The organism is Vagococcus carniphilus, assembly GCF_014397115.1.
GTDB lineage: Bacteria > Bacillota > Bacilli > Lactobacillales > Vagococcaceae > Vagococcus > Vagococcus carniphilus.
This window is the reverse complement of sequence record NZ_CP060720.1, coordinates 2,561,815-2,579,413: the sequence shown is the minus strand read 5'-3', so window position 1 is coordinate 2,579,413 and position 17,599 is coordinate 2,561,815. Positions and strand designations below refer to the sequence as shown.

Here is a 17,599-nt window from a genome sequence, read left to right as displayed (position 1 = left end):
TCCTCTCCTTAATGAAAACTAGTTGCTAATATTATAACATTCTTAATTGAATCTCTAGTCCGTTTAATGAGATAATTGGTTGAAAACTAAAATGTTAGGAGAGAAACATCCGTGAATATACCTATAGAAGTTGCTAAGCAATTAGTAAAAGAACAATTTCCTGAATGGAAAGATTTGCCAATTTCCCCTGTTTTAAAAAACGGTAATGATAATAAAACTTTTCATTTAGGAGAAACGATGACGTTACGTCTTCCAAGTGATAAAAGATACGTAGCTCAAGTAGAAAAAGAAGCTAAATGGTTACCTTTTTTAGCTGAAAATTTAGATTTACCAATCACATGCCCAAAAGCACTTGGAAAACCTAATAAAGACTATCCTTATTTTTGGTCTATTAATAGCTACATTGAAGGTGAAACGGCTGATCCTGCTAATATTTCTAATCTGGATGTATTGGCAAATGATTTAGCTAAATTTTTAAGACAACTTCAACGTATTAATCCCGAGGGAGCTCCTGTTTCAGGTGAACATAATTTTTACCGAGGTTCGAGTCCTGTTGTTTATAACGAAGAGGTGGAAAAGGTATTAGAAAATTTATCTGATGAATTACCAGTCAAATTAATTGAGAAAATTTGGAGTGAGTCAATTGAATCGAAATGGCAAGAAGAGCCAGTTTGGATTCATGGTGACATTACTCCAGGTAATTTATTGGTGAAAGAAAATAAATTATCTGGTGTAATTGATTTTGGTATCATGGGAATCGGGGATCCATCTTGTGATTATGCAATGGCGTGGACTTTTTTTGATAAGAGTAGTCGAAAAGTTTTCTTACAAGATCTAGATCAGGATACTATTAATAGAGCTAGAGGATGGGCTTTATGGAAAGCCTTGATTACTTATGACAAACAAGAATCTAAAGAGGTTATTAAAACAATTATAGATGAAAGAGCCTGACCCAAAAGTCTCTTAAAACAAAACAAGAATTCTAAAATGAGGTTTATCATTTTGGAATTCTTGTTTTTTCTTATTTTTCTGTCTATATCCTTCCTAAATTTACTTAATTTTCTCAAATTTAGAGCCATAAAGGCAAATCCTAACTCCTGTGTTACTTTATCTTGACCTCTAACCGAGAATCGATTGAACGACAAATTAGCCTTTAGGTTTCCAAAGGCTGGTTCTACGTCAATTTTTCTTCGACGGTAAATCGCTCCTGTTACATCATCGCTCAAAAGCTCTCTTGCGTGAGCTTTAAAATATTCCCAGTTACCATTTTTTTGAATGACTCTACTTTTATTACTTTTTGCTCGGGTACACAAAGATCTGACAGGGCAATCTATACATGTTTCACATTCATACATTTTTAACTGTTTTGTAAATCCCTGTTTATCATTGCGAGTAGAGTAATTTCTAAAATGCAGTTCTCTATTGTTAGGACAAGTATAGCTATCTGTTAATTCATTGTATTTCCAATTATTAGTAATGAATGGGTTTTGTTTATATTTTTTGGTCTGTTCTTTTTGATACATAGTGTAGGTGATTAATGGTGTTCTCTCAAAATCATCCAAGATGGCTTGATAGTTTTCTTCACTTCCATAACCGGCGTCAGCTACAATATAATTAGGTAACTCAAAATAAGATTCTTTGATAGTGGTCAAAAAGGGAATCATCGTTTTAAAATCTGTTGGATTTGAAAAAGTATCATAAGCTAGAACATATTGATTGTTGGTTGCGATTTGGATATTGTATGCCGGTTTCAGTTGACCATTCATCATATGATCTTCCTTCATTCTCATAAAAGTAGCGTCCATATCTATTTTTGAAAAACTATTTCTCTCTTTAAAAATCTGATATTGTTGCTTATATTTTTTCTTCCTATCACTGAATTCTCGAAAAGCCTTTAAGGCTTTTTTAGGTTCCTTTCTTTGACGACGGAGTTCTTTTCTAAGTGTAACGTCTTCTGTATCATCTATTTGTTCAGTCAACTCAGATACTTTAGTTTCAATAGAATCGGCAATGAGATTCAACTGTTTATCATCCCATTCCTCATCTTCATTATGAATCGACGGAATGATTTTTTCTTTGACTAATTGTTTATAATATATTTTTGATTTTTCTGTTAGAGAATCGTCAAATCTGGTCGTACTCTTTCTCCAAACAAAACTATATTTATTGGCATTAGCTTCTAATTTGGTCCCATCAATAAAAATAGCATCTTCTTCAATCAATTTCTGCGAAACTAATTGATTTCTAAATTGAATAAAACACTCTTGAAGAATCGGCTGAACCAAAGGATTCACTCGAAAACGATTAATGGTTCTGAAGTTAGGAAATTGTGATTGAGTCAACCATCTAGTACGAATACTATCTTTAGTCATCGCTTCAATTTTTCTACCAGAAAAATTTGACTGTGTGTAGCCACATAAAATAAGTTTCAACATCATTCTTGGGTCGTAAGATGAGGTTCCCATTTGATGATCAAAAACAGAAAAAACGTGACTTGGAATACTCTCTACTAATTCATTAATCGCGAAAGCGATGTCATTTTTTTCTAAATAAATTTCTAAATCTAGTGATAATGTAACTTGTTTCATGTTATAATTTTTATACATAAATAGCACTCCCTTTTGATTTGGTTTAGACGCTTTAATTATAAAGGATAGTGCTATTTTTTTCGTCAAAAAAAGGAACAAAATCGTAAAAAGATTCTGTTCCTTTTATTTTATTTAAGAGACTTTTGGGTCAGCCTCTTTTTTCATTCATTTTAATCAGTTTATGTTGTAGTTTCTCAATTAAGATTTTGTATGCATCATGAAGTTCATTTGGCGAAATAGAGATTATATCTGTACCGAATCCTAATAGATAGTTAGCTAAAAAGGAAATTTCATTTGGATTAATAAAACCAGTCAAAAAGTATGATTCATCATTTTGTTCAAATGAAATATTAGGATAATTATTTTGTTGATAAAAGGTTCTAGCATCTTTAGTTACTTCTACTTTGAAATCTAGGAATCGATAGTCATTTTGCTGTTGAAGTAAACCTTCATTGATTTCTTCTTGAGATAAGTTAATTTGGTGATTATCATTAATCTTTATCTGACTAATGAAGTCACAACGGAAGGTACGGTAAGCTTGTTTATGAATGTCAAAACCAAGACAGTACCAGTAGCCATTTCGAGTAACTAACTTAACAGGTAGAATGGTTCGTTCACGTGTTTCTCCTCTGGAATAGTTAAACGTTATGACTTGTTGTTTTAGAATATTTTCAAAAAGAGTATCTAAATGATCAATATATTCAGTATGAAGCAGGCTGTTATATTGAACCACATCCATTGTTTGAGTGATTAGTTTTTGTTTTTCTTTTGAAAAGGTATTAAGTAATTTATTGTTTATTTGCTGATAAGTGTGTCCAAAGGGAGAATTACTGGTTGACTTGAGCAATTGTAGCGAAAAGAAAATAGCGAATATTTCTTTTTCATTAAAATAGACAGGGGGCAAAAGACTTTCTTGAATAATATGATAACTTCCATAACGACCATTTGTTGCATAGATAGGAACACCTAAACTTTCCAGCTCAGCAATATCTCTTAGAGCAGTGCTTTTTGAAATGTTAAAGGCATGCATTAAATCTTTCAAGTTAAACTCTGTTTTATCGTTCAAGTAGAACAATTCTTGATTAATTCGTTCTGATTTTTTCATAAACTCCTCCAATGGTGTCATCTTTTGAAACCTTTAAATGATACATTAAATATATCAAATGAAGGGAGAAAAACAATATGAAAAAAACAGAAATTGCCATATTTTTAACACTTAATGGAAAAGCAAATGAGGCTATTGAATTTTATCAAACTTTATTTAATGGAGACCTGCTTTTCAAAATTACTAATAAAGAGTTTAAGGAGAGAATGAATCCAACGATAGAGATACCAAAAGAAGAGGAAGCATTTATTTCCCACTCAATCTTAATGATTGGAAATCTTCAACTTCAAATTGCAGATAATCCTGTTTATCCATCGATGACTTTTGTAGAAGGAACTACAATGTCGTTTAGCGTCTTAACCAAAAATATTGGAGAAGCTCAAACACTTTATGAGGATATAGTTGCTTATAAGGACACAGTAATTCTACAAGAACCAACAACAAACGAGTTTGCTGATTTTTATGCAATTGTTAAAGATCCTTATGGTGTCATTATTCAATTAACTAATGAACGTGAAGCAGATCCAAGCAAAAAAGGAAACCAATAAAAATACCTTCATTCTTGACTTTCTAACAGTAACTCTTTAAGATAGGCCACATAGAAATGGACAGTGAAGAGGTAGAAGAGTGAATTATTATTATGCATGGGGATATACTCAGAAAATCATTAATGAATAGATGGAAAGGAGAGGATAAAAAACAAATAAAGGAGAAATTAACATGTTAATTAAACAAGAAGCAACTGAAAATAACTATGAGGCGATTCTTAATATATGGGAAAAATCAGCAAAAGAAACACATCATTTTTTATCAAAAGAGGATTTTGATTTCTATAAAGAAGTCATTCCACAACATTTAGATTCTGTGGATTTATTACTATGGTACGATGAAGGGAATCTAATTGGTTTTAGTGGTATTAGTGATACTGAATTAGTGATGTTATTTCTTGATCCTGATTTTATTGGAAAAAGATATGGAAGTCGCATCTTACATTGGCTGATGGAAAATAAAGGAATCAATCAAATTGACGTAAATTCTCAGAATGAAAATGCTAAAAATTTTTATTTAAAACACGGGTTTGAGGTTTCCTCAGAGGATGAGATAGACGGATTTGGCAAACCGTATCCAATTACCCACTTAGTAAAAAAATAGTAATTATAAAGCTTTCTCTTGAAAAATAGAGAAGGCTTTTTTGGATCATAGCATGCTATAATTTTATTAATAAAAAATAAGGAGTGACTCAAATGCGTGATTATTTTTTAACAACTGAAAGACTTGGTTTTTCGATTTGGAAGAAAGAAGACATCGAGTTAGCCATTCCATTATGGGGAGATCCAGAAGTCACTAAGCATATTAGCGCTAAAGGTTACTTCGATAGGCGAGAAATTGAGGATAGATTAGATTTAGAAGTAGCTAATTATGAAGCGTTTCATGTTCAGTATTTTCCGATTTTTGAAATTAGTAGTGGTGAGTTAGTAGGATGCTGTGGACTGCGTCCTTGTGTAGGTGAAGATTCAGTTTTTGAAATAGGATTTCATTTGAAAAAAGAGTACTGGGGAAAAGGACTAGGATTTGAAGCAGCTATAGCAATCATTGACTATGCTTTTGAAGAGAAACAAGTAAGTATATTACGAGCAGGACATAATCCAGAAAATGTGTCCTCACGAAAGATGTTGGAGAAGCTAGGCTTTCAATATGAAGCAGATTATTATTATGAACCGACAGGATTGAATCATCCAAGTTATGTGTTGAAAAAGTGAGAGATTGCGACAAGTGTTGACGCAATCTCTAGTTAGAAAAGATTCTTATAGAATAAAAATAGCAAGAATAAAAATAGTTAAATCAAATATTAACAAAGCATATATTTTTCTTTTGATTTTAATTATTTTTTCTTGATCGTCAGTATTCAAAAAAATTAATGTGTTTTTTCGCTTAAAGAGATACATAGTAATACCTGCTCCATTTTGAGAAGAAGAGGCAAGAAAGGCCCAAAATTTTGGCTTAGGGATGTTTCTGCTTTTGGCATCGATTAGAACTAATTGGTACATATAGTAAGCAAGACAAATAGCTGTAAAAGAAATTATTGCTACAAGTAAAAATAAGAGACTAGCTTTCATGATGAAGACCTCCTTAATTAACTAGATTTTTTTAATAATTAGAAAGAAAATACAAACCGTGTTAAAGGCTATCAACGTAAGTAGAATAGGTGTTAATAGGGTGTTTTTTATTAGTGCTATTGTTATTATCAATACGATATTAATTAAAAGTAATGCACAAAATAGTTTTAAAAATTTGTTATTATCTGAGAGATTTTGTAAATGATTCACCATCTCGTTATCCTCCTTCAATAATGTATCTAAAGAAATGTTATAAATTTCACTTATTAGTATCAAACTTTTGATATCAGGTAAAGTTCTACCTGTTTCCCAGTTAGAAATAGTTTGTCTTGAAACATGGATTTTTTCAGCTATTTCCTCCTGAGTGAGATTCATCTCTTTTCGCTTATTTTGTAATTTTTCCGATACCTCCATAGTGTCCTCCTTTATTAAAGTTTATATGATTTATCTTAAGCTATCAGTCAAAAGTCTTTATAAATAGTGAAATTAAGTAACTATAAACTCATTTTACATTAAGAAATTAAAGGTTGTTTATCTAATTAAGTTATATAAGTCTATTATATATTTTTAGATGAAGTATAGAAATATAAATCTTTTAATCATAAAAAAATCACGATAAACGCAAATGTTGTTTATCGTGATTTTTATATAGATTGTTCTAATTAATGTAATAACGGGGCATCCTATCTGTGAACCGACAAAGAAGCTCTGCGCAAATTGTGTTTGCGTGATCAGCCATATCTTGTAGTGTATTAATCTGGTCACCATTTTTCCCAACAATCGTTACTTTTGTTCCGATAGGATATTCTTTCGGTAGTCTAATCATGCATTGATCCATACACATGCGGCCGACAATCGGAGTTTTTTCTCCTTCAACAATGACTTCAAAACCTTGAAGCGTACGAGGAAAACCATCTCCATAACCAAAAGGAAGGGTACCAATCCATTCATCAGACTTCGTGTAGTAAGTAGCTCCGTAACTAATAGATTCTCCCTTTTTTAATTGTTTAACATGAGTCAGAGCAGTTTCAATTGACAGCGCATCAGCAACAGGATAGGGCATTTTTAAGTCTTTACCTGTAGGGTTCATTCCATACATACTAAAACCAAAACGAACCATATTTGAGCCCCAAGCATCTCTAAAAATAACAGCAGCAGAATTTGATGTGTGAACATATTTGATAGTGTCAGAGAAGAAACGTTTCATTCGAGTGAATCGTTCCTTTTGTAAATTAAAGTGAGCTAAGTCTTCAGAATCAGCTTTAGCAAAATGCATAAATAAACCTTCTAAGTTTAATTGAGAGTTTTTATCAAAAATCGCTAAAGTTTTCTGAATATCATCTTCTTCAATTAAGCCAATCCGTCCCATGCCAGTATCTAATTTAACGTGAACGTTAAGTGGTTTTTCTAATTTTTTTGAGGATACTTCTTCTAGCCAAGCAACAGAAGGCATAGTCAAAGAAATATTTAGTTGACTTGCTAGGATAACATCATTAATATCTGTTACCCCCATAACAAGAATAGGTTCTTTAAAACCTGCTTCTCTTAAAGCAATAGCTTCATCTAGAATAGCCACACAAAATCCTTTAACGCCACTTTCTTTAGCAACTTTAGCAATTTCTAAAGTACCCATTCCATAAGCATTGGCTTTTAGTACAGCAAAAATCACTACATCTTTTCCTAATTTTTCTTGTTCTCTTTTGATATTTTGTCTGACAGCGTTGCGGTCAATAATTAAGCAACTCGGTCGGTGATTACCTACAATCATTTAATTTAACAACTCCTCTCATATCATTACTATAAGTATAGCGAAGTTTGATAGATAAAAGGAGGTTTATCCTAAACAAATTAAGCGTTTTCAAAAAGAGGGGATGATTGATTTTTAAATACTCAATTTTTCTTTTAATTGTTCTAATTCGTTTGGGTCGTTTATTTCAGATAAGAAGCCATCTTCAATTTTTAAAACACGATCACAAGAAGCGATCATTCTTAAATCATGGGTCACCATGATAGTAGCTTTTGCTTTCTCTTTTGTTTCTCTAGCTAAAATTTGAACAACTTCGTAAGCTCTTTTGGTATCAAGACTTGCGGTGGGTTCGTCAGCTAAAATAATAGAAGGATTATTATATAAAGCACGAGCTATGGCGACACGTTGCTTCTCACCACCAGATAAATCTTCAGGGTACTTATGTGTTAATTGTTCAATACCAAGATCTTTAAAGAGATGAGTCATTTGTGGCGTTTGTTTTTTGATTTTATCAACAAGAATAAGCTGCTTTTCCACAGTTAAGAAAGGAATCAATTTTGAACTTTGTAAGATAAAGCCAATCTCCTCAAAACGGATGTTGGCTCTTATTTTTTCTTTATTATTACTAAGAGGTTTGCCATTTACTAATACTTGACCTTCACTAGGGGTTTGTAAGCCACCAGCAATCGTTAAAAAAGTACTTTTTCCAGAACCAGAAGGGCCAATAACTGCCACAAACTCACCTTGTTTAACTGAAAAATTAGTTGTTTTTAAGGCTTCAATTGTCTGATCACCATCTTGAAATGTCTTTTTAACATTTATAAATTCAATAGCATTCATTTTTTTCACTCCTATCCAATTGCTTCTAAGGGATCAATTTTAACAATTGATTTAACTGAAGAAAGTGCTCCGATTAAGGCAAATATAACCATTAAAAATCCAATAACTAAGTAAAAAGAAGGATTAATTGCAAATGGAACTTTTTTAGGAAGAACTAAAGAAGTTAAGAAAGTCAGGAGCATTCCAGTTCCAACACCAGTAATAGAAAGAATAAAGGTTTGGCAAACAATTGAAAAAGAAATATAACGATTAGAAACACCTTGAGCTTTCATGACACCAAGGATATCTATCTTTTGCATTGTTAAAACATAAATGAAAATACCAATTACAATGGCAGCAATTAAAATAAGAAAGCCAATCATGAAACCAAATGTTAAAACTTGGGCGTTGTAGCCAGGTAGGTTTTGAATGTAGGTTTTGATTGGAATTGTTTTGAGTGTACTTGGAACGTCTTGTGGTTTACCACGCGTAACAATAGCATTTAGTGGTAAGTTAACATTTTTTGAAGAACTATCATTTTTAAATTTGACGGTTTTAAAGGTGTCCATTGAAACGAAAATGACAGGAGAGATATTGTATTTAGCATCATCAGTAAAACCAACAACTTTAATCTTAGCGGTGCTTCCTGAAAGTTTTAAAGTATCCCCAATGTTGATATTGTTGAGTTCTTTTAAACTTTGGTCAAGAACAGCTTCATTTTTTTCTTTAAAAAGGTGTCCTTCAATAATGTTAGGCGTTAAAAATTCTGAGGGATCAATACCAAAAAAGGCAACATTAATGGTTTCAGAGTTACCACTTTTAGAGATGATATTAGGTGTTTGTCTTAACTGAGCTTTGTCAGTTGATTTAATGTGTTCAAAGTTTTCAGGAGGAATCATGGACATGTTTAAGTTTTCATTGGAATCTTTGGATAGAATAATATGATCAGCTTCCCATTTGTCGATGGCAGTTCGGTTGTCTTCAGCAAGTCCATAAGCAAGTCCTGTAAGAAAAAAGACAAGATAAGCAATTAAAAACATGACGCCAGTTACTAAAAAATAACGAAAAAGGGAATGTTTAATTTCATTAATGGCTAAAAACATATAAGTCACTCCTTCCTTTTTATCTATATAAATTGTATCATGTTTGTAATTAAAACAGACTTTTAGAAGTATTATGAATACAATTTTTTTTCGTATAAATGATTGGAGGAGATATGATTATGGAAGAGTTAAAAGTTGTTGTCGGTTCAGGAGGATATAACAATAATCCAGGATGGATACATACAGAAGAGAATGAACTGAATTTATTAGATGAGACGACTTGGGCTAAACTGTTTAAAGAATGCTCAATTAGTGCGATGTTAGTAGAGCACGTTTGGGAGCATTTGACTTATGAAGAAGGAGTAGTAGCTGCCAAAATAGCTTACAACTATTTAAAGAAAGATGGCTACATTCGTTGCGCAGTACCAGATGCGTTCTTTCAAGATGAGGTTTATCAGAGTATTGTTAAAGTTGGTGGTCCAGGTCCTAAAGATCATCCAGCTGCTGACCATAAAATTGTTTATGATTACCGTCTATTAACTGCGATGTTTGAAGAAGCAGGATATGAAGCTAGATTACTAGAGTATTGTGATGAAAATGGTCGGTTTCATCACAATGAATGGGATATAAGAGATGGCTTAATTTATAGATCTAAAAAATGTGATCCTAGAAATCAGGGAGAGAGTTTGGTGTTTCCTTCATTGATAGTGGATGCGGTGAAAATTGGATAATTAAAATATTTTATTACAGGTTTATAGAAAATTAGATGGAAAGAACTTATTTTTACTTGATATTAGGCAGTAATAAAAATAGGATGGCAAAGAATTAGTTAGCCATCCTGTTTTTTTGGTTATTTTATAATATCTATACGCTGACTATACTGCTTGTAAACTTCAGGGCTAATTTTTTTATCAGTAATAATAGCATTGATATCAGACAAGTTTCCGAATTTAATGATTGAATTTTTATTAAATTTAGTATGATCAATTAGAGCTACAGTTTTTAAAGAAGACCTTATTAATTCATTTTTTAAGTTTGCCTCATGTAAGCTAAAATCAGATAATCCTTCATTAATTGAAATGGCATAGCTAGAGGTAAAAAATATTTTGATGTTAAACATTTGGATTAAACTACTGGATAGATTACCCTCAACAGCATTAGATTTTGCTTTAACAATTCCTCCTATAATGATAACAGTTAGGTTATTAGATTCTTTTAAAAGGTTAGCTGTTCTCAAACCACTTGTTAAAACAGTAATTTTTTTATCACTATAAAAGATCAGTTTTGCTAATTCATAACAAGTAGAGCTTGCATCTAAGCAGATACAATCGTCGTCTTCAATAAGTGATAAAGCTTTTTTGGCAATTTCTTTTTTGTCTTCGATATTTTTTAGTTTTCTTTCATCATATTCAGAATCTTTTAATGGGAAGTCTAATTCTTTTTTTTTGGCTCCACCGTGGGTTCGATGGATTAATCCTTGTTCATCTAATTCATTTAAGTCAGCACGAATGGTTGGTTTAGATACGTTGAATTTTTTCGATAACTCAGTAACGCCAACCTCATTTTTTTCATTTACAATAGATACAATTTCATCCCTTCTTTTTTTCATCTTGATCAAATCCTTTCACAATTTAGTATATAACACACACAAACGAAAATCAAAAGAAAGATAAAACGAAAGAAACGAAGTTAATATACTTTCTAATATAATGTTTTTATTGCCGAATATAGAATTATGACTTACGATATGTTTGTAAACGAAAGGAGAGTTATTCATGAAAATTGGAATAGGCTCAGATATTAATGGTTATGAATTAAAAGATATGCTAAAAAATTATATTGAAACACAAGGTTTTGATGTAGTTGATTACGGTGTTAAAGCTGATGGTAAAACTGATTATCCAAAGATTGCAGAAAGCGTAGCAAATGATATTATTAATGATAAGCTAGACCGAGGAATACTCATCTGTGGAACAGGAATAGGTATGGCAATTTCAGCTAATAAAGTAAAAGGAATTAGAGCCGCTCAAACGCATGATGTTTATTCAGCAGAAAGAGCTCAATTAAGTAATAATGCGCAAATTATAACGATAGGCTCTTTGATTGTTGGACCAGAGTTAGCTAAAAAAATTGTAGATACTTACTTAAATAATACATTTACTTTAGACGATAGAGGAAAAAGTTCAGCTAAAAAAATAGAACAAATTATAGCAATGGAAAGTGGGGAGTAAAGATGAAATTTTTTGTTGATTCAGCAGATGTTGAAAGTATTCAAGCAATAAATGAGATGGGGTTAGTAGATGGTGTGACAACGAACCCATCAATTATTGCTAAAGAGGGAAAAGATTTTGAGGAAACAATCAAGAAGATATGTCAAATTACAGCAGGACCGGTAAGTGCAGAAGTAGTTGGAACTAAGGCTGATGAAATGATTGAAGAAGCAAAAGAGTTAGCTCAATGGTCATCAAATGTAGTCGTAAAAATCCCGATGACTAAAGAAGGATTAAAAGCTGTTTCGGTGCTATCCAAATTAGGGATAAAAACAAATGTTACTTTAATTTTTAATGTGACACAAGCTTTATCAGCTATTAAAGCAGGAGCAACATTTATTAGTCCCTTTTTAGGAAGATTAGAAGATATTGGAACTGACGGATTTGATTTAATTCATTCATGTCGTTCAATCATAGATACTTTTGGCTATAAATCAGAAATTATAGGAGCTAGTGTTCGTTCGATAAAACATGTTGAAGAATTGGCTTTAGCAGGCTGTGACATTGCCACAATACCACCAGCATTATTTGACAATATGTTGACTCATCCATTAACTGAAAAAGGAATTGAACAATTTGAAAAAGACTGGGAACAGTTTACTAAATAAAGGAGACGAATAAAAATGAAAAAACCTATTGTAGCAATAACTATTGGAGATCCAGCAGGAATTGGACCAGAAACATGTGTGGAAACATTATCTCAAAAAGAAGTTTATGAAAAAATGAATCCGCTTTTAATTGGTGCTGAAGGAACTATTAAAAGAGCTATGGCACTAAAAGAATCTAATTTTAAATTAAATGTTATTACTGATGTGAAAGAAGCCATTTTTAAATTTGGTACAATCGATTTATTAATTACTGGTGAGTACGATTGTGAAAGCATCGAGTATGGAAAAGTTCAAAAATTGGCAGGTCAAATGTCAGTTGATTTTGTTCTAAAAGCAATTGAATTAGGAAATGAAGGTATTGTAGATGTTGTCGGGACAGCACCTATTCATAAAGAAGCTATCAAACTAGTAGGTATTAAAGAAGAAGGTCATACTGAAATTTTTGAAAACAATACAGAATCAGACTTTGGTTTAACAATGTTTCATGTAAGAAACTTGAGAGTGTTTTTCTTAAGTCGTCATATGTCTTTAAGAAATGCGTGTGACCATGTGACAAAAGAGAGATGTGTTGATTATTTAGAAAAAATAAACCAAATTTTTGAATCAATTGGTTTTGATAATCCTAAAATTGCTTTGGCTGCGTTAAATCCACATGCATCAGATAACGGATTATTCGGAAATGAAGAAGAATTGGAATTAATTCCAGCTGTAAAAGAAGCACAAGAAAAAGGTTTAAATGTGGTTGGACCGGTTCCAGCAGACTCTGTTTTCCATCTTGCTTTACAAGGTCATTATGATTCGATTTTATCTTTATATCATGATCAAGGACATATTGCTTGTAAGACTTTAGATTTCGAAAGAGCAATTACGATAACATGGGGATTACCATTTATGAGATCTTCTGTTGATCATGGAACAGCCTTTGATATTGCAGGTAAAGGAATTGCTAATTATATTAGTTTATATGAATCAGTTATGGTTGCAGCTGATTATTGGGATATGAAAAACAATCGATAAGGGGGAAAATGAATGAATAAGGTAGGGATAATTGCAGATGATTTAACAGGCGCAACAACAGTAGGTGTTTTACTTGCGCGAAATAATATTAGAACGGCTGCTTTCTTCTCTGATTTTTCTAAAACAGACGTCGCTGAAATGGAAGCAATTGTTCTAAGTAGCGATAGCCGTCATCTGTCACCAGAAAATGCCAAAAAAAGTATTCATCATAATTTAGAAAAACTTGTCTCTAATGGTTGTAACATGTTCTCTAAAAGAATAGATACGACTTTGCGTGGAGGAATTGGGCATGAGGTAGATGAGTTTTTAGATAATCTTCCAGACGATACGATAGGGGTAATGGTTCCATCCATGCCCCAATCAAATCGCATCTTGGTAGGTGGTTATTCAATTATAGATGGAATTGCTTTATCAAAGACAGATGTTGCTAATGATGTTAGAACACCAATTAAAGAGACGTATGTTCCAGAAATTATTGGAAAGCAAACAAGACATAAGATTGGAATGGTTGGTTTAGCTTCTATACTTGGTGGGAAAGAGTCAACTAAAGCAGCTTTAGCGTATCAAAAATCATTAGGAGCACGTATTATTATTTGTGATGCAGTTTCAATTGAAGAAATTGAAATGATTGCTGAAAGTGTTTCTGAATTAAATTGGCGTGTGTTAGCGATTGATCCAGGTCCATTTTCGACAGCTTTGGCTTTAAATAATGGATTAGGCCGAAAGAATATGACAGACTCTAATCTTCCTAGTGGAGATCAGATTAAAAAAGACGGAAAAGTGATAGCGGTTGCAGGGAGTGCGACAGCTGTTACACGAGATCAAATTAAATATATTCAAGCATTCAAAAATGTCGAAAGTTTATCTATTGATCCAATAGTAAGCGCTTTAGATGGTGGAGATACTCAAAGACAGGCATTAGAAGTAAAAATAGCTGAAAAAGCTAAAAAAAGTATGTCTAATGTAGCGACAAACGTTACTGTACTTGAAACAGCAGTCAGTTCAGGTGCTACTAATTTAGACGAACTCGATGCCAAAAATGGTTTTGAAAAAGGAAGGTCTGCTGCTAATATCAATGATATGTTAGGGACAACTGTTTTATCATTACTTGAAGATCGTGAAGATAGCTCAATAGATGGTTTATATTTAACAGGTGGCGATACTATGGTGACTGTTCTAAAATCAATTGGGGCAGTTGGAATTGAGTTAATCGATTACGTTATACCTCAAACTGACTTTGGTAAAGTAATAGGTGGTAACTATTCAGGTCTGAAAATTATTGGTAAAGGTGGATTGACTGGCAAGTTAGACACCGCTGCAGTAGCTATTAATAAATTGATTGAAGAAAACTAGTAAGAAAGGGAGAAAAAAATGAAGTTTCTGAAAAAAGTTCCAGGAGGATTTATTATAGTACCCTTATTAACTGCTATTTTAGTTAATACATTTTTCCCATCTCTTTTAGAAATCGGCGGACCAGCCACAGCTTTATTTAAAAATGGAAATGCAGCTATGATGGGATTGTTTTTAATTGTTTGTGGTTCGGCCATTAACTTTAAAGAAGCGGGATTACCTCTTTATAAAGGGTCAGTTTTACTTCTTTTGAAATTTATTGTAGGTGCTGGAGTAGGTTATATTGTAGGAAATATTTTTGGGCCAGCTGGTGTCCTTGGACTAACACCGTTTGTTTTAATTTCAACACTGACTAGTTCTAATAGTTCTCTTTATATTGCTATGTCATCAGAATATGGAAATGCTAGTGATACAGGAGCTATTTCAATCTTTTCAATTAAAGATGGCCCGTTTATAACGATGGTAGCAATGGGAATGACAGGTTTAGCAGATATCCCGTGGCAACAAATTGTTGCTATGATAATACCTTTATTACTGGGAGCTATCTGGGGAAATTTAGATAGTGAATTCAAGGATCTTTGTAGTAAAGCCCAACCTCTTGTTATCATTTTTATGTCGTTTGCTATAGGTGCTAATACAAGTATTGGTACTATCTTACAGGCTGGATTTTCGGGTGTATTACTAGGTATTATTTCTTTAGTAATTGGTATTTTATATTTCTTCTTATACAATTTATTCTTAAAGAAGAAGACGGCATTGGGTGTATTACTAGGAACAGTTGCAGCTAACTCAGCATTAACACCAGGAATCGTAGCAGAAGCAGATCCTTCTCTTCAACCTTATGTGGAAATGGCAACAGCTCAGGCAGCTACAGCGAGTATTATTACATTACTGATTGCTCCTGTTATGCTAACGTACTTTGACAAATTCGTGAAGAAAAAATATGGTCCTGAGAGATTAAATGAACAACCAAATCTAAAACAGTAAGGAGTGAAAAAGAAATATGTCTGAAAAAATAAAACTTTCTTGTCAAGTGTTAGAAGTTGGAGATAGGTATCAAGATTTTTTAAGCGAAGGAATGATTTTACTATTTCCAGCTGAAACAGTAATGACTCAAATTAAAAATTATAGTCTAATGGTTTCTAAAATGGTTTTACAATCCGATATTGAATTGGGTGATACATTAAGTATTGGTTCATCAGAATTTAAAATTACGGATGTGGGACATTTGGTCAACAGCAATATCGAACAGATTGGTCATTTTACGATAAAAGTTGAAAATAAAGACCAAGCTAAATTACCTGGAACACTTTACATTGAACCAACTACACTAAATGAAATAAAGGTTGGGGAAAAAATAATCATTAGAGGAGAATAAACATGAGACGACCAATTATAGCAATGAATTTTAAGAACTATATCAATACAGAATCAGAAACAACTACTCTTTTTAAACAAATGAAGCAAGAGTTAACATCATTAGGTAATTTAGATGATATGGATGTTTATTTATTTCCAAGCATGGGTAGTTTACATGTAGCAAGAGATATTTTTGAAGGAAGTTCTATTTCATACGGTTCACAAAATATTGCACCAGAAAAAAATGGCGCATTTACTGGTGAGTATTCAATAGAATCTTTAATTGATATAGGTGGAGATGTCGTTGAAATTGGTCATTATGAAAGAATTACTCTATTTAATGAATCGAGAGAACTAATTAATAAAAAAATAAAACTAACATTAGAAAATGAATTAACCCCATTAATTTGTGTTGGTTCTGAAGAGACTATTCTCGAAGGAAATGCTTTTAAGGAATATATGCAAGATCAGTTAAAAAGTTACTTCAAAGGTATTATTATTAACGAAACAGATAATATTGTACTTGCTTATGAACCTGCTTGGGCAATTGGCAAAAAGGAAGCAGCACCAGTAGAAATTGTTCATAATAATCACCGATTGATTAGAGAAGTTTTATCAGAATTAATGGGAGAACAAGTAGCACAATCAATCCATTTAATTTATGGTGGATCAGTATCCAAAGAAAATGCAGGAGCTTTAGTAGCTTCAAAAGAAGTTGATGGCTTATTTATTGGACGTTTTGGTCATGATCCTAAAAACTTTAGAGAAATATCAAAAGAAATTATTATGAAAAAAAGGAGTGAGTGAATTGAGAAAACCGATTGTTGTAATGAATTGGGCAATGCGACAAAATAAGAATCAAGATGCGATTCAATTTTCAAGAGAACTAGTAGAAATATTGAAAAATAGTAATCAGGTAGAAAAAGTCATTCTTCCTTCAATGGGAACGATTCATTCAGTTGCTGAGGTAACGAAAGAAACCAATATTAAAGTAGGTGCACAAAATATTGCTCCTATCGAGCATGGAGAAATGTCTGGAGAATATTCGATTGAGTCATTAATCGATATTAAAGGTGAATTTGTTGAAATAGGTCATTGGGAAAGACGATTAATTTTTGGTGAAACAGAGGAATTGATTAATAAAAAGCTATTATTAACCTTAAATAATAACTTGACCCCTATTTTATGTGTGGGTGAAAAAGAAAAAACAGATGACTTAGAAGAAGTTTTAAGTGAAATTGAGCGTCAACTTTATAATAATTTATATCAAGTAAAGAGTGAAGAACTTGAGAATATTGTTATTGCTTATACACCTTATTGGACAGTAGGGCAAACATATGCTTCTAATTACCCTCATGTTCATGAAGTTGTCAAAGGAATAAGGAGCAGACTAAATAAATATTTTAATTCCTCTGATATTGAAAAACTGAGAATCATTTATGGTGGTTCTGTCAGCCCAGAAAATACTAAACTAATTATCGACAATGAAGACATAGACGGTGTTCTTGTTGGCAGATTTGGGAGTGAACCAAGTCGATATGCTGAAATTGTAAAAATTATAGAAAGTAATAAATAA

21 protein-coding genes are annotated in these 17,599 nt (G+C 32.3%); 13 read left to right on the top strand and 8 right to left on the bottom strand.

What is annotated here, in order from left to right:
- Positions 1-111 precede the first annotated feature (111 nt).
- A complete protein-coding gene (locus H9L18_RS12535) occupies positions 112-951 on the top strand; it encodes an aminoglycoside phosphotransferase family protein (protein ID WP_126792552.1) in 840 nt (279 codons plus the stop codon).
- On the opposite strand, the gene H9L18_RS12530 is transcribed toward H9L18_RS12535, so the two are convergent.
- Positions 894-2,606, bottom strand: a complete 1,713-nt coding sequence (locus tag H9L18_RS12530; protein WP_187559346.1) for an IS1182 family transposase — start codon at positions 2,604-2,606, stop codon at positions 894-896. The genes H9L18_RS12535 and H9L18_RS12530 overlap by 58 nt on opposite strands.
- A 130-nt stretch (positions 2,607-2,736) precedes the next feature.
- Positions 2,737-3,693: a helix-turn-helix transcriptional regulator gene (locus tag H9L18_RS12525; RefSeq protein WP_185847543.1), complete on the bottom strand. Its 957-nt coding sequence runs from the start codon at positions 3,691-3,693 to the stop codon at positions 2,737-2,739.
- Between the two features lie 77 nt (positions 3,694-3,770).
- On the opposite strand from H9L18_RS12525, the gene H9L18_RS12520 reads away from it, so the two are divergent.
- The 3 genes from H9L18_RS12520 to H9L18_RS12510 all read left to right on the top strand — a co-directional run bounded on the left by H9L18_RS12520 (position 3,771) and on the right by H9L18_RS12510 (position 5,453).
- Entirely contained in the window at positions 3,771-4,241 is a 471-nt protein-coding gene (locus H9L18_RS12520) for a VOC family protein (RefSeq protein ID WP_126796606.1), read from the top strand.
- Positions 4,242-4,413: 172 nt separating this feature from the next.
- Positions 4,414-4,845, top strand: a complete 432-nt coding sequence (locus H9L18_RS12515) for a GNAT family N-acetyltransferase (protein ID WP_126796604.1) — start codon at positions 4,414-4,416, stop codon at positions 4,843-4,845.
- A gap of 92 nt (positions 4,846-4,937) precedes the next feature.
- Positions 4,938-5,453 (top strand): GNAT family N-acetyltransferase, encoded by a 516-nt coding sequence (locus H9L18_RS12510; protein WP_126796602.1) that lies wholly within the window; start codon positions 4,938-4,940, stop codon positions 5,451-5,453.
- 45 nt (positions 5,454-5,498) lie between these two features.
- On the opposite strand, the gene H9L18_RS12505 is transcribed toward H9L18_RS12510, so the two are convergent.
- From H9L18_RS12505 to H9L18_RS12485, 5 genes are all read right to left on the bottom strand, one after another.
- Positions 5,499-5,810, bottom strand: coding sequence for a hypothetical protein (locus H9L18_RS12505; RefSeq protein ID WP_126796600.1), 312 nt, complete (start codon positions 5,808-5,810; stop codon positions 5,499-5,501).
- Between the two features lie 21 nt (positions 5,811-5,831).
- Positions 5,832-6,224: a helix-turn-helix domain-containing protein gene (locus tag H9L18_RS12500; RefSeq protein ID WP_126796598.1), complete on the bottom strand. Its 393-nt coding sequence runs from the start codon at positions 6,222-6,224 to the stop codon at positions 5,832-5,834.
- Between the two features lie 244 nt (positions 6,225-6,468).
- A complete protein-coding gene (gene alr, locus H9L18_RS12495) occupies positions 6,469-7,578 on the bottom strand; it encodes an alanine racemase (protein WP_126796596.1) in 1,110 nt (369 codons plus the stop codon).
- 114 nt (positions 7,579-7,692) lie between these two features.
- Entirely contained in the window at positions 7,693-8,397 is a 705-nt protein-coding gene (locus H9L18_RS12490; protein ID WP_126796594.1) for an ABC transporter ATP-binding protein, read from the bottom strand.
- 11 nt (positions 8,398-8,408) lie between these two features.
- Positions 8,409-9,479 carry an ABC transporter permease gene (locus H9L18_RS12485; protein ID WP_126796592.1) on the bottom strand — a complete coding sequence of 357 codons (1,071 nt, stop codon included), beginning with the start codon at positions 9,477-9,479 and terminating at the stop codon, positions 8,409-8,411.
- A 119-nt stretch (positions 9,480-9,598) separates the two neighbouring features.
- On the opposite strand from H9L18_RS12485, the gene H9L18_RS12480 reads away from it, so the two are divergent.
- Entirely contained in the window at positions 9,599-10,150 is a 552-nt protein-coding gene (locus H9L18_RS12480; protein WP_221884910.1) for a class I SAM-dependent methyltransferase, read from the top strand.
- 119 nt (positions 10,151-10,269) lie between these two features.
- Here the strand turns inward: H9L18_RS12480 and H9L18_RS12475 are convergent, their stop codons facing one another.
- Positions 10,270-11,028, bottom strand: a complete 759-nt coding sequence (locus tag H9L18_RS12475) for a DeoR/GlpR family DNA-binding transcription regulator (RefSeq protein WP_246433287.1) — start codon at positions 11,026-11,028, stop codon at positions 10,270-10,272.
- Between the two features lie 166 nt (positions 11,029-11,194).
- Between H9L18_RS12475 and H9L18_RS12470 the strand changes: the two genes are divergently transcribed.
- The 8 genes from H9L18_RS12470 to H9L18_RS12435 are packed head-to-tail and all read left to right on the top strand — an operon-like array spanning position 11,195 to position 17,599.
- Positions 11,195-11,650 carry an RpiB/LacA/LacB family sugar-phosphate isomerase gene (locus H9L18_RS12470; RefSeq protein ID WP_126796588.1) on the top strand — a complete coding sequence of 152 codons (456 nt, stop codon included), beginning with the start codon at positions 11,195-11,197 and terminating at the stop codon, positions 11,648-11,650.
- 2 nt (positions 11,651-11,652) lie between these two features.
- Positions 11,653-12,297 (top strand): fructose-6-phosphate aldolase, encoded by a 645-nt coding sequence (fsa, locus tag H9L18_RS12465; RefSeq protein ID WP_126796586.1) that lies wholly within the window; start codon positions 11,653-11,655, stop codon positions 12,295-12,297.
- Between the two features lie 15 nt (positions 12,298-12,312).
- Entirely contained in the window at positions 12,313-13,314 is a 1,002-nt protein-coding gene (pdxA, locus tag H9L18_RS12460; protein WP_126796584.1) for a 4-hydroxythreonine-4-phosphate dehydrogenase PdxA, read from the top strand.
- Positions 13,315-13,326: 12 nt separating this feature from the next.
- Complete coding sequence (locus H9L18_RS12455) at positions 13,327-14,667, top strand: four-carbon acid sugar kinase family protein (protein WP_126796581.1); 1,341 nt, start codon at positions 13,327-13,329, stop codon at positions 14,665-14,667.
- A gap of 18 nt (positions 14,668-14,685) precedes the next feature.
- Positions 14,686-15,651, top strand: coding sequence for a 2-keto-3-deoxygluconate permease (locus tag H9L18_RS12450; RefSeq protein WP_126796579.1), 966 nt, complete (start codon positions 14,686-14,688; stop codon positions 15,649-15,651).
- Between the two features lie 16 nt (positions 15,652-15,667).
- Positions 15,668-16,042, top strand: coding sequence for a PTS glucitol/sorbitol transporter subunit IIA (locus tag H9L18_RS12445; RefSeq protein WP_126796577.1), 375 nt, complete (start codon positions 15,668-15,670; stop codon positions 16,040-16,042).
- A gap of 2 nt (positions 16,043-16,044) precedes the next feature.
- Complete coding sequence (locus H9L18_RS12440; RefSeq protein ID WP_126796575.1) at positions 16,045-16,830, top strand: triose-phosphate isomerase family protein; 786 nt, start codon at positions 16,045-16,047, stop codon at positions 16,828-16,830.
- Positions 16,823-17,599, top strand: a complete 777-nt coding sequence (locus H9L18_RS12435; protein ID WP_376765026.1) for a triose-phosphate isomerase family protein — start codon at positions 16,823-16,825, stop codon at positions 17,597-17,599. The genes H9L18_RS12440 and H9L18_RS12435 overlap by 8 nt, the downstream gene beginning before the upstream one ends.